9 protein-coding genes are annotated in these 13132 nt (G+C 63.4%); all 9 read left to right on the top strand.

All coding sequences use genetic code 11. The annotated features are described in order from the left end of the window. Positions 1-4 precede the first annotated feature (4 nt). The 9 genes from flgK (at position 5) to HX881_RS31680 (ending at position 13113) form a co-directional block, all read left to right on the top strand. Complete coding sequence (gene flgK / locus HX881_RS31720; RefSeq protein ID WP_017124456.1) at positions 5-2065, top strand: flagellar hook-associated protein FlgK; 2061 nt, start codon at positions 5-7, stop codon at positions 2063-2065. Positions 2066-2078: 13 nt separating this feature from the next. Beyond that, positions 2079-3656 (top strand): flagellar hook-associated protein 3, encoded by a 1578-nt coding sequence (locus HX881_RS31715; protein WP_177088523.1) that lies wholly within the window; start codon positions 2079-2081, stop codon positions 3654-3656. A 120-nt stretch (positions 3657-3776) separates the two neighbouring features. Further along, positions 3777-7373 carry a glycosyltransferase gene (locus tag HX881_RS31710; RefSeq protein WP_017124454.1) on the top strand — a complete coding sequence of 1199 codons (3597 nt, stop codon included), beginning with the start codon at positions 3777-3779 and terminating at the stop codon, positions 7371-7373. Positions 7374-7572: 199 nt separating this feature from the next. Further along, complete coding sequence (gene rfbF, locus HX881_RS31705; RefSeq protein ID WP_017124453.1) at positions 7573-8346, top strand: glucose-1-phosphate cytidylyltransferase; 774 nt, start codon at positions 7573-7575, stop codon at positions 8344-8346. After that, the gene (gene rfbG, locus HX881_RS31700) at positions 8328-9410 is read left to right on the top strand and encodes a CDP-glucose 4,6-dehydratase (protein WP_017124452.1); all 1083 of its coding nucleotides are present in this window, start codon (positions 8328-8330) and stop codon (positions 9408-9410) included. The genes rfbF and rfbG overlap by 19 nt, the downstream gene beginning before the upstream one ends. After that, positions 9407-9967, top strand: a complete 561-nt coding sequence (locus tag HX881_RS31695) for a dTDP-4-dehydrorhamnose 3,5-epimerase family protein (RefSeq protein WP_017124451.1) — start codon at positions 9407-9409, stop codon at positions 9965-9967. Before rfbG ends, HX881_RS31695 begins: the two co-directional genes overlap by 4 nt. Then, positions 9964-11190 carry a class I SAM-dependent methyltransferase gene (locus HX881_RS31690; RefSeq protein WP_177088521.1) on the top strand — a complete coding sequence of 409 codons (1227 nt, stop codon included), beginning with the start codon at positions 9964-9966 and terminating at the stop codon, positions 11188-11190. Before HX881_RS31695 ends, HX881_RS31690 begins: the two co-directional genes overlap by 4 nt. Further along, positions 11187-12053, top strand: a complete 867-nt coding sequence (locus tag HX881_RS31685; RefSeq protein ID WP_343054886.1) for an NAD-dependent epimerase/dehydratase family protein — start codon at positions 11187-11189, stop codon at positions 12051-12053. The genes HX881_RS31690 and HX881_RS31685 overlap by 4 nt, the downstream gene beginning before the upstream one ends. Next, positions 12043-13113 carry a class I SAM-dependent methyltransferase gene (locus HX881_RS31680; protein WP_177088518.1) on the top strand — a complete coding sequence of 357 codons (1071 nt, stop codon included), beginning with the start codon at positions 12043-12045 and terminating at the stop codon, positions 13111-13113. Before HX881_RS31685 ends, HX881_RS31680 begins: the two co-directional genes overlap by 11 nt. Positions 13114-13132 lie beyond the last annotated feature (19 nt).

The raw sequence follows: 13132 nt of genomic DNA, 5'->3' as shown, positions 1-13132 counted from the left end.
AATCATGAGTCTGCTCAATATCGGGATGACGGGGTTGAACGCGGCCAGCTCGGCTCTATCGACCACCGGCAACAACATTGCCAACGTTGATACCGCCGGTTATTCGCGTCAGCAAACCGTGCAGAGCTCCGCGGCCTCGCAGAAGTACGGCAGCGTCTTCATCGGCACCGGGACCACCCTGGCCGATGTGCGCCGGGTCTACAGTTCGTACCTGGAATCGCAGCTGCATACCGCGACCTCGCTCAACAGCGATACCTCGTCGTACCTGGCCCAGGTCACGCCGACCGACTCGATGCTGTCCGACACCAACACCGGCATGACCGCTTCCCTGCAGAAGTTCTTCACTTCCCTGCAGGCGGTCTCGGCTTCGCCGACCGACGATCCGTCCCGTCAGACCGCGCTGAGCAGTGCCAAGGCCCTGAGTGACAAGTTCAACACCATCGCCAAGCAGCTCAACGACCAGAACACCGGGATCAACACCAACCTGGCGGACATGGCCGACCAGGTGAACAAGCTGGCGTCGAGCATCGCCAGCTACAACGACCAGATTTCCAGGATTTCCCCGTCCGCCGGCGCGCCCAACGACCTGATGGACAAGCGCAACGAGGCCGTCCGCCAGTTGTCCGAGCTGGTCGGCACCTCGGTGACCGAGCGTGGCTCCAACTACGACGTCTACCTCGCCAACGGCCAGCCGCTGGTCATGGGCAACAGCACCAATACCATTTCGGCCGTGCCGAGCAAGGACGACCCGAGCCGTTCCTCGCTGCAACTGAACCGTGCCTCGAGCACCATCGATATCACCGACTCGGTGACCGGTGGCGAAATGGGCGGCCTGATCCGTTATCGCAACGAAGTGCTGAACCCGGCGCTGAACGAACTGGGGCGCGTGGCGCTGGTCGTCGCCGACCAGATGAACAAGCAGAACGCCCAGGGTATCGACAAGAACGGCAACTTCGGTTCGGCGATCTTCAACGACATCAACAGTGCGGCCCTGGTCAGCCAGCGCAGCATCGCCAAGTCGACCAACAATCCGGCGTCCGGCAACCTGAACGTGAATATCAGCGACACTGGCGCGCTGACCACCTACGACTACCAGGTGACCTTCACCAGCGGCACGAACTACTCGGTCAAGCGTTCCGACGGGACCGACATGGGCAGTTTCAGCACGGCGACCACGCCGCCGCCGGTCATCGATGGCTTCACCCTCAATCCCAACAGCGCCACGGCGATGACCGCGGGTGACAGCTTCAAGATCACCCCGACCCGCAGCGGCGCCAGCGATATCCAGACGGTGATGACCGATTCGAAGACCATCGCCGCTGCCGCGCCCCTGACCGGCGTGACCAGTGCCAACAACGGCGGGACTTATACCCAGCCGACCCTGGTCGACCAGTTGGGCACCAGCAATGCAACCAACAACGCGCAGTTGCAGGACGCCATCAAATACGGGCTGCCGGCCAAAATCGTCTTCGGTGCTCCGGGTACCGGGGCCGCTGCGGGCACCCAGAGCTACACGCTGACCGACGCCAAGGGCAATGTCATGGGCACCGGTACCATCGTACCGGGCCAGAACAACACCCTGAACCTGAAGGTCAACATGGTGGACGCCTCGGGCAACCCGGTGATGGACACCACCGTCACGCCCAACGTGCAGAAGACCTTCACGGTCCAGACCACGGTGGGCGGCAATCCGAAAGCCGGCGAAAGCTTCACCATGTCCATGACCGGCGCGGGTTCCTCGGACAACCGCAACAGCACCGCCCTGGTCGGTCTGCAGACCAAGAAAACCGTCGATACCAGCACCGCGAGCGGCGGCATCAGCCTGTCGGACGCCTATGGCAAGCTGGTTTCCAATGTCGGCACCAAGGCGGCCACGGCCAAGTCGGACAGCGATGCGACCACCACGGTGCTGACCAACGCCAAGGGCGCGCGCGATTCCCTGTCCGGGGTCAACCTCGACGAAGAAACCGGCAACCTGGTCAAGTACCAGCAGTACTACACCGCCTCGTCGCAGATCATCAAGGCGGCGCAGGAAACTTTCAGCACGCTGATCAACAGTCTTTAAGGAGTCGTAATTCATGCGCATTTCCACCGCCCAGTATTACGAAACGACCGCTGCCAACTATCAGCGTGGCTACAACGACACCCTCAAGAGCGCCGCCGAGGCCAGCAGCCTGACCAAGGTCAACACCGCTGCCGATGATCCGGTTGGCGCGGCACGGCTGCTGCAACTGGGCCAGCAAAGCGCGGCGCTGACGCAGTACGGGACCAACGCTTCCGCACTCAAGACCCAATACAGTCAGACCGAAACGGCGCTGGATTCGATCCAGACGGCGATGCAGCGCGCCCGTGAGCTGGCGGTGGCCGCCAACACCGGCAGCAAGACCGATGCCGACCGCAAGGCCGCGGCCCAGGAGCTGGGGCAGTTGCAGCAGACGATTCTCGGGCTGATGAACAGTCAGGACTCCAACGGCAACTACCTGTTTGGCGGTTCGAAGACCAACACCCCGCCGTACACCGCGAACGCGGACGGCACCTACAGCTACAATGGTGACCAGTCCACCTTGAGCCTGCAGGTCGGCGACAACTTGTCGCTGGGCAGCAATATCACCGGTTGGGAGGCTTTCCAGCAGTCCATCAACACCGCACGAACCAATGTCACCATGACCGCCCCGGCGGTGGACGATGGCCGCGTGAGCTTGTCCAACGGCCAGGTCAGCAACAGTGCGACCTATGATTCCAAGTTCGCCGCGGGCCAGCCCTACACCGTGACTTTCCTCAGCAGCACGCAGTTGAAGATCACCGACGCCAGCGGCAACGACGTGACCTCGGAGGCCAGTCAGAACGGCGTCATCAGCAACAGCAACGGCGCCAACCAGTCGGTGAACTTCCGTGGCATCGACCTGGGCCTGAACATCAACCTGAAGTCCGGTGATGTCCCGGACACCGTGATTGCCGGCCACACCTTCACGTTGGCGGTACAACCGGACACCTTCAATACCTCGCGTAGCCCGGGCAACACCTCGACTTCGGTGATCACCGGTGCGACCACCACCAACCAGGCGGCCTACGCCAGTACTTTCCCGAATGGTGGGGCAATCATCAAGTTTGGTGCTGGTGGGGCCTATGACCTGTATGCCGCGCCGATCTCGGCGGACAGCAAACCGGTCTCCTCGGGCACCATGCCCGCGCTGCCTGCCGCGCAGACGATAACGGCAGCCGGTGTCACCTTCACCTTCAGTGGGGCGGCCAATACGGGCGATCAGTTCATCGTCCAGCCCAACGATCACCAGACCCAGAATATCCTCGACACCCTGGGCTCGATGATCAATGCCCTCAATACCCCGAGCGATGGCATTCCGACGGCCCAGCAGAAGCAGTTGGCAACGATGAATGCGGGGATCAGTAACATCGACAGCGCAATGAACCAGGTGGGCAGTGCGACGACCACTGTCGGTACGCGTGGGTCGGCGATGGATGTACAGGCAGCGACCAACGAAAGCCTCACCCTGGCCAACACCAGCAGCCAGCAGGCGATCAGGGACTCCGATCCGGCCGAGGTGATGACCCGCCTCACCTTGCAGCAGACCATGCTGCAGGCCGCTCAACTGGCCTTCAGCAAAATCAGCCAGCTGGGCCTGTTCAACAAGATCTAGGAATCATAATCGGGCGCGCAAGCGCCCGATTGCTGTCTCCCTCGAATACCCGCCGCTGTGGCCAGCGGCTCCAGGGACGCTGCCGTCGCAGGCGCGCTCCCGTCGCTTGAGAGTCCCGCCGTGAACACCACCCCCCTTGTCAGTCTCGTCATCCCCGCTTCCAACCCACGGTTCTTTCCCCGGGCCCTGGGCGGCGCCTTGACGCAGAGTTATGCCAACCTGGAAATCATCGTGTGCGATGACAGTCCGGGCGATGAGATCGAGAAGGCGGTAGAGGCGCTGAGCGAACGGACCGGCAAGGCCGTGCGTTATGTGCGCAATCCGCAGCCGCTGGGTTATATCGGCAATCTGCAGGCGTGCCTGGACCTGGCCACGGGTGAGTACATCAAGTTCCTGCTGGACGACGATCAACTGCTGCCCGGGATTATCGAGCAGCAGGCCCAGGTCTTTATCGATCATGCAGAGGCCAACCTGGTATTGGCACAGCGCTTCTACTGGGATGCCGACGATCTCCAATTGCCTTCGCGCCTGGAGAACAGCACCCTGTCGCCGGTTTCCGGGCTGTTCAAGGCCGAAGACCTGCTGGCCATCTGCGAGAACTTCCCGGTCAACTTTTTCGGCGGTCTGACTTGCGCGCTGTTTCGTCGGGATGATCTGCTCGAGTTGCTGCCGGCCCTGACCCAGCCCGGGCATTGTTTTGTCGCGTCCCTCGACCTGGCGCTGTATATCTGCCTGTTCCGGCGCGGCAGCCTGGCTGTATTGAACAATGTACTGAGCATCGAGCGCCTGTACCCCGAGCGGATCAATCGCCAGCAGGCGATGAAGGATGCCGCCGCCACGGAAATGCAGTGGCTGCTGCAAATGCTCAAGGCCCGTAGCGGCGAGAAGGCTCCGGCCCCGGGCTGGGTACGCTACGTGCCCCTGGCAACGGCCGGGGTCCTGCCGCGGGTCTGGGAAGAGCTGCCCCTGAGCCGGACCCTCGGCACCCGGCAGACCACCCAGCACTGGCGGGTCGGTATCGCCAGCGAAAGCTTCGCCCAGCTCTACGCCGAATGGCTGGCGTGCCGCACCCTGACCGAGCCTCAGCGCAAGTTGTTGCCGGATACGCTGAGCACCTGGCCCTGGCAGCCGAAGATCGTGCCCGTGGTGATTGACGAGCCGGGCGGTAGCGCCGATCTGGAAATGACCCTGCACAGCCTCGCACAGCAGCTCTACGCACCCCAGCTGACGTTGGTCCTGTCCAGTGCCTGTACCGAGGCCACGCTGGACGGTCGGGTGTTTCGCCTGCCTCTGGAGGAGGACTGGCGCCAGCAGGTGAACGGGTTGTTGGCGCAGCTCGATGAAGCCCACTGGTTCTATCTGTTGCGTGCCGGTGACCGCCTGCCCGAGCCGGCCTTGCTGGTGCTGGCCGAGCGTATCGTGATTTCGCCGAATGCCCGCTGTATCTACAGCGACGAGGGCGGCTTGCTGGCCGGTGAATCGACGGAGCCGGTGTTCAAGCCGGATTTCAACCTCGATCTCATGCGCAGCTACCCCTATGTCGGGCGTGCCCTGGCGTTCCAGCGCGAAGCTTTTCTGGCCCATGGCGGTTTCGACGTGCGCTGCGCCGAGCTGGCGCCCCACGACGTGCTGTGGCGGATGGTCGAAAGCGACGGCACGCGGGCGGTGGAGCATATTGCCGAGATTCAGCTGGAGTCGGCGTTTTCCCTGTCCCGATGGTTGTCCTTGCCCGAACTGGTCGAGCTCAACCCGTATGTCGTGCAGGCGCACCTGGAGCGGCTGGGGGTCGAGCATGAGGTTCGCCCCGGTGAGGGGCGACTGCTCAATCGTATCGACTACCACTACCCGTCGCGACCGCTGGTGTCGATCATCATTGTCAGCAAGGACCAGTGCGCAGCCTTGCAGCGCTGTGTCGAAAGCCTGCTGGAAAAGACTCTCTATACCGAATACGAACTGTTGCTGGTGGACAATGGCAGCGAAGGTGCCGAAGCGCAGGCCTGGTTGGCCGGCATGGCGCAGTTGGGCAGTGACCGCCTGCGCGTACTGGAGTACCTGCCACAGGGCAATGCGGCGGCGGTGCGCAACTTCGCTGCCAGTCAGGCGCGTGGCGAATACCTGGTGACGCTCAATCCCTACACCGTGATCACCCAGGGTGAGTGGCTGGACGAGTTGCTCAACCACGGCCAGCGCCCGGAAGTCGGCGTGGTCGGGGCCAAGCTGTTCAGTCCCGACGGACGCGTGCTGCACGCGGGCTTGATCCTCGGGCTGCGTGGCCCGGCAGGCATACCGTTCTACGGCGAGGCGATGCATGCGGCCGGCTACATGTACCGGCTGCAAGTCGTGCATGACCTGAGTGCGGTGGGCGCCGATTGCCTGATGGTCCGCAAGTCGCTGTTCGATGAGCTGGGCGGATTGAATGAACAGCAGTTCGGCCAGTCCCTCAACGAAGTCGACCTGTGTCTGCGGGTCGGCCAGAGCGGTCACCTGGTGGTCTGGACGCCCCATGCGCAGTTGGCCCTGGGCGCGCAACCGGCGGTGCAGCTGGAGGCCGAGCAGCAGCAACAGCGCGCCCTGGAAGAAGAGACGTTCTACAAGCGCTGGCTGCCCGTTGTCGCCCGCGATCCGGCCTACAATCCCAGCCTGACGCTGGACAGCCTGGGCGGCTCCAGCTTCAGCCTGGAGCCGGGCCTGCGCACGGGCTGGAGTGCCTTCTCCGGGCGTTATCTGCCACGGATCATGGCATTGCCGGTAAATGCCTCGGCCATCGGCCATTACCGCGTCACCCAGCCGCTGATCGAGCTGGAAGCGGCGGGACGGGCAGTCGGGAAGACGTACTACAACTTGCCTTCGATTATCGAGGTCGAGCGTCAGTCTCCTGACGTTATCGTTCTGCAGGGTCGCTACGCCGCGCAACCGATTGATGAAATCACCGGTCTGAAGACCTACAGCCAGGCCCGCCGTATCTATGAGCTGGATGACTATGTCATCAGCGTGCCGCGCAAGAACGGACATATTCGCAACCTGCCCGACCAGGACGAAATGGAGCGGCTGGTGCGTCGCGGCATCGGCATGTGCGATCGGGTGGTGGTCTCCACCGCACCCCTGGCGGACGCCTTGTCTTCCATGCACAGCGATATCCGGGTGGTGCCGAACATGCTGGCCACGCACCTGTGGAACGGCTTGCGCAGTCAGCGCCGGACCTCAAAAAAACCGCGGGTGGGTTGGGGCGGAGGGACCAGTCACGCCGGCGACCTGGCGATCATCGCCGACGTCGTGAAGGAACTGGCCAATGAGGTGGATTGGGTCTTCTTCGGCATGTGCCCCGATGATCTGCGCCCCTATATGCATGAGTTCCACGGGGTGATCGACCTGGCGATCTACCCGGCGAAGCTGGCCAGCCTGAACCTCGACCTGGCGCTGGCACCCCTCGAGTTCCACATCTTCAACGACTGCAAGAGCAACCTGCGTCTGCTGGAGTATGGCGCCTGTGGTTATCCGGTGATCTGCACCGATACCAAGGCCTATACCGGGTATCTGCCGTGCACGAAGATCAAGACCAACACCACGGATGAGTGGCTGCAGGCGATTCGCATGCACCTGGCCGATCCCGATGCCAGCTACCGTATGGGCGATGAGTTGCGTGAGATCGTGCTGCGGGACTACATGCTGCGTGGCGACAACCTGCGTTACTGGGAAAACGGCTGGCTGGCCGACTGATTCGCGTCCCCGATGTATTGCGCCGGCTCCGTCCGCGGAGCTGGCGCGTTTCCTGCAAGTCCCCCTTCATATCGCCATAAATCGTGCATTTGGCGGCGCGGCCAATCGGCCCTGAGCCATTGCGAACGATTTGACCCGGCAGTCTGGGAAGTCCCACAGGGCCCGAGCAGCTCCTGTGATGAAGAAGAAGGGGACGTTGATGAAGGCAGTAATTCTGGCGGGTGGCCTGGGCACGCGGATCAGCGAGGAATCGCACCTCAAGCCCAAGCCGATGATCGAGATCGGCGGCAAGCCAATTCTCTGGCACATCATGAAGCAGTACTCGGCCCACGGTATCCACGACTTCGTGATCTGCCTGGGCTACAAGGGCTACGCCATCAAGGACTTCTTCGCCAACTACTTCCTGCACACCTCCGACGTCACCTTCGACATGTCCAACAACCGCATGGACGTTCACCAGAATTACAGCGAACCGTGGCGCGTCACCCTGATCGACACGGGTGAGGAAACCATGACCGGTGGCCGCCTGCGTCGCGCCGGCCGTTACTTGGAAAACGAAGAGGCCTTCTGCTTCACCTACGGCGACGGCGTTTCGGACCTGAATATCGGTGCGTTGGTGGACTTCCACCGTGGCAGCGGCAAGCTGGCCACGGTCACCGCCGTGCAACCGCCGGGGCGTTACGGCGCGCTGGAGCGCGATGGCGACATGGTCCGCGGCTTCATCGAAAAACCCCGTGGCGACGGTGGCTGGATCAACGGCGGGTTTTTTGTCCTGTCGCCCAAGGTCTTGTCATTGATCAGCGACGATACCACGGTCTGGGAAGCCGAGCCGCTGATGGGGCTGGCTGCCCAGGGGCAGTTGAATGCCTTCCAGCATGATGGCTTCTGGCATCCGATGGACACCCTGCGCGACAAGAATCACCTGGAGCAGTTGTGGCAGAGCGGGGAGGCCCCATGGAAGCAGTGGGACTGAGCCCGGCTTTCTGGCGTGGCAAGCGGGTCCTGCTGACCGGCCATACCGGCTTCAAGGGCAGTTGGCTGGCGCTCTGGCTACAAAGCCTGGGCGCCGAGGTCAGTGGCTTTGCCCTGGCCCCGGCCACCGAGCCGAACCTGTTCGAACTGGCGCGGGTCGGCGAAGGCATCAAGGACCGGCGCGGCGACCTGCGTGACCTCGGTGCGTTGCTGGAACTGATCGCCGAGACCGAGCCGGAAATCGTCCTGCACCTGGCCGCGCAGCCACTGGTGCGTGAGGCGTATCGCGATCCCCTCGGTACCTATTCGAGCAACGTCATGGGCACCCTCAACCTGCTCGAGGCGATCCGCCAGGTGGGTGGCGTGCGTGCCTGCGTGCTGGTGACCACCGACAAGGTCTACGCCAATCAGGAATGGGCATGGCCCTATCGGGAAAACGAAGCCCTTGGTGGCCACGATCCCTATAGCAGCAGCAAAGCCTGTTGCGAGTTGCTGGCACAGTCCTACGTGGCTTCCTTCTTTCCCGCCGGGCGCTACGACGTGCATGGCCTGGCGCTGGCGACAGCGCGGGCGGGCAATGTCCTGGGCGGCGGCGATTTTTCACCGGAGCGATTGATTCCGGATGTGCTCCGCGCCTGGTCGGCGGATGAGCCGGTGACCTTGCGTTATCCACAGGCCGTGCGCCCCTGGCAGCATGCGCTGGAGCCGCTGGCCGGCTACCTGTTACTGGCGGCCGCGCTTTATGAGCGCGGGCCGGAATCGGCCGGGGCCTGGAACTTCGGGCCAGGTGAAGACGATATGTGCAGTGTCGGCGACGTGGTCGGGCGGCTTGCCGGGCGCTGGCCGCAGGCCCCGGGCCTGCGGGTCGAGCCGAGCGAGCTGCACGAAGCAGGGCTGTTGCGCCTGGACAGCAGCCGCGCGCGGCAACTGCTTGGCTGGCAACCGCGCTGGTCGTTGCAGCAATGCCTGGAACATACCCTGGACTGGCACCTGGCGTGGAAGAACGGCGCGGACATGCGGGCCTTCACCCTGGCGCAGTTGGATCTCTATCGGGGGGCGTTGTGAGCGAATTGCTGATTCACCCCTTGCCCCTCGAGGGTCTGTTCAGTGTGCAGCACAAACGGCACGCCGATCAGCGCGGGCAGTTTTCCCGGTTGTTTTGCGAAGGCAGCCTGAGTGCCTTTGGCCAGGTTTTTCATGTCCGCCAGATCAACCATTCCTGCACCCGTGAGCGCGGTAGCGTGCGCGGCCTGCATTATCAGAATGCCCAGGCTCCGGAAGCCAAGCTGATCACCTGCCTGCGGGGCGAGGTCTGGGATGTCGCGGTGGACCTGCGTCCGGATTCGCCGACCTTCCTGCAGTGGCACGCCGAGCACCTGCGCGCCGGCGACGGTCGCAGCCTGCTGTTGCCCGCCGGTTTCGCCCACGGCTTCCAGACCCTGAGCGACGACGCCGAGCTGCTGTACCTGCACAGCGCCGACTATGCGCCGGACGCCGAGGGTGGCCTGTCGGTGCTCGACCCGCGCCTGGCGATTGCCTGGCCCGAGGCTGTCAAAAATCTGTCGGCCAGGGATGCGGGTCATCCGCTGCTCGACACGTCTTTCCCTGGAGTACGTCTATGAACTGCCGAGGTTGCGGCACCCCGTTGGTCTTGCCGTTGATCGATCTCGGCACTTCGCCGCCGTCCAATGCTTACTTGCGGGCTGACCAGTTGGAGCAGGCGGAGCCCTGGGTCCCGTTGAAAGTCGCGGTGTGCCAGAGCTGCTGGCTGGTGCAGACCGAGGACTACACCCGTGCCGATACGCTGTTCGATGCCGAGTACGCCTACTTCAGTTCGTTTTCCAGCACCTGGCTGGCCCACGCCGAGCGTTATGTGGCCGAGATGGTCGAGCGCTTCGGGTTGAGCGCCGACAGCCGCGTGGTGGAGGTGGCCGCCAACGATGGCTACCTGCTGCAATATGTGGCCGGGCGCGGCATCCCCTGTCTGGGTGTCGAGCCGACTCGCAGCACCGCCCAGGCGGCGCGGGACAAGGGCCTGGAGATCCGTGAACTGTTCTTCGGCCGCGACACCGCGTTGCAGTTGTGCGAAGAGGGTTGGTCGGCCGACCTGATGACGGCCAACAATGTGCTGGCCCATGTGCCGGACATCAACGATTTCCTCCAGGGTTTTGCCACCCTGCTCAAGCCTGCGGGCGTGGCGACCTTCGAGTTTCCGCACCTGCTCGCCCTGATGGCCGGGCATCAGTTCGATACCCTGTATCACGAGCACTACTCCTATCTGTCACTGACCGCGGTGCAGGCCCTGTGCGCGCGCAACGGCCTGGAAGTCTTCGACGTCAGCGGCCTGCCGACCCATGGTGGTTCGCTGCGGGTCTTCGTGCAGCGCGCCGATGGTTCGCAGCGTGCGGTACAGCCGGTGGTCGGGCAGGTTCTGGCGGCCGAACTGGCCACCGGCGTGAAGACCGCGGCGTTCTACGCCACCCTGGCACCGGCCGCCGAACGCATCAAGCATGGCCTGCTGCGGTTTCTCCTGCAGGCCAAGGCCGAAGGCAAGCGCGTGGTGGGTTATGGCGCGGCGGCCAAGGGCAATACCTTGCTCAACTACGCCGGGGTCAGGGCTGACCTGCTGGCCTGGGTGGCCGATGCCAACCCGCACAAGCAGGGTAAATTCCTCCCGGGCAGCCGCATTCCGGTGGTCTCGCCCGAGCGCATCGAGGCCGAGAAGCCGGACTACGTGCTGGTGTTGCCGTGGAACCTGCTGCAGGAAGTCAGCCAGCAACAGGCGGTCGTACGTGAATGGGGCGGGCGTTTCGTGGTTGCGGTGCCCGAGTTGACGGTCCTGTGAGCGGCCTCAAGGTGCTGGTGACGGGAGCGACCGGTTTTGTCGGTCGGCATCTGGTCACGGCCTTGCTGGCGCGTGGCCATTCCGTTCGCGCCGTGGCCCGTCATCCCGAAGCCGCCCGGAACCTGCCATGGGCCGATGCGGTGGAACTGGTTGCCGCCGACGTGCACGCCGAGGACCTGGACGTGGCTGCGCTGAGCGACGGCATCGATGTCCTGGCTCATCTGGCCTGGCCCGGGCTGCCGAACTACCAGGCGCTGTTTCACTTCGAACACAACCTGTTCGCCGATTACCGCTTTATCAAGCAGGCGGTCGAGGCCGGTATCCCCCAGGTGCTGGTGACCGGCACCTGTTTCGAGTATGGCCTGCAGAGCGGGCCGCTGAGTGAGGCGGTGGCGGCACAGCCGAGCAATCCCTATGGTCTGGCCAAGAACAGCCTGCGCCTGTTTCTGGAGGCGCTGCGCCAGCAGGTGCCGTTCAACCTGCAATGGGCGCGGTTGTTCTACCTGTACGGCGAGGGGCAGAACCCCAACAGCTTGCTGGCCAGCCTGGACCGTGCCATCGAGGCCGGCGACAGCCACTTCAACATGTCGGCGGGCGAGCAGCTACGCGATTACCTGCCGATCGAAGTGGCTGCCGGTCATCTCGCGCGGCTTCTGGAACAACGGGACTTTTCCGGTGTGGTCAACTGCGCCAGCGGCCGGCCGATAGCGGTCAGGACCCTGGTTGAGCAGCGTCTGCGCGAGCGCGGGGCATCGATCACGCTGAACCTGGGTCACTACGGTTACGCCAACCACGAACCGATGGCGTTCTGGGGCGTGGCCGAGCGGTTGCAACAGTTACTGGGAGGCGAACATGGCGCATGAGTTGTACCGGGCGAGCGATCTGCCGGTCCTGCAGAACCGTACCTTTGCTGATGCGGCTTCGGCCAGGACCTCGGCCAGCGCCGATATCGTGCTGGTGCAGGACGAGGTCAGCGGGCTGATCTTCAACCAGGCCTTCGATGCCGGCAAACTGAGCTACGACAGCGATTACCAGAACGAACAGGCACATTCCGGCCAGTTCCAGCAGCACCTGAACGATGTGGAGGGCATCATTGCCCGCCATTTCAAGGGGCAGAGCCTGATCGAGGTGGGTTGTGGCAAGGGCTATTTCCTCGAACTGTTACGCGGCCTGGGCTATGCAATCACGGGTATCGACCCGGCGTACGAAGGCAGTAACCCCGAGGTGATCAAGGCACCGTTCACCCGTGGCCTGGGGCTGGCGGCCGATGCCCTGGTGCTGCGCCATGTGCTGGAACATATCGCCGACCCGGTGGCCTTCCTGGCCGCCATGGCCGAGGCCAACCAGGGCGGGCAGATCTATATCGAGGTGCCATGCTTCGACTGGATCGTCGAGCACAGTGCCTGGTTCGATCTCTTCTATGAGCATGTCAATTACTTCCGCCTCGACGACCTGCGTCGCCTGTTCGGCACCGTGCACGAGGCCGGCCATCTGTTTGGCGGGCAGTACCTGTATATCGTCGCCGACCTCGGCAGCCTGCGCCTGACACCGAGCGAACCGGTGGTGCGCCAGCACTTGCCGGAGCACTTCACCGCCAGCCTGGACAAGGCCATCCGCATTATCCGCGAGGCACCCGAGCAGGGTTCCTGCATCTGGGGGGCGTCGTCCAAGGGCGTGATCTATTCGTTGTTCCTGCAACGGGCGGGCGTGGCTGTCGACCAGGTGGTGGATATCAACCCGGCCAAGCAGGGGCGTTACCTGCCACTCAGCGGTGTCCGTGTGTCGTCACCGCAGGAAGCCCTGGAAACCTTGCCCATCGGGGCCAACCTGTTTGTGATGAATTCCAATTACCTCGAAGAAATAAAGCGCATGACCGGTGGACGTTATGTCTACCACGCCGTCGACAGCGCCTCCTTTCAATGAACTTTTGCCGAGACCGAAC

Source organism: Pseudomonas gingeri (assembly GCF_013386115.1).
In the GTDB taxonomy this organism is placed as follows: Bacteria; Pseudomonadota; Gammaproteobacteria; order Pseudomonadales; family Pseudomonadaceae; genus Aquipseudomonas; species Aquipseudomonas gingeri.
This window is presented reverse-complemented; position numbering and strand designations above follow the sequence as displayed.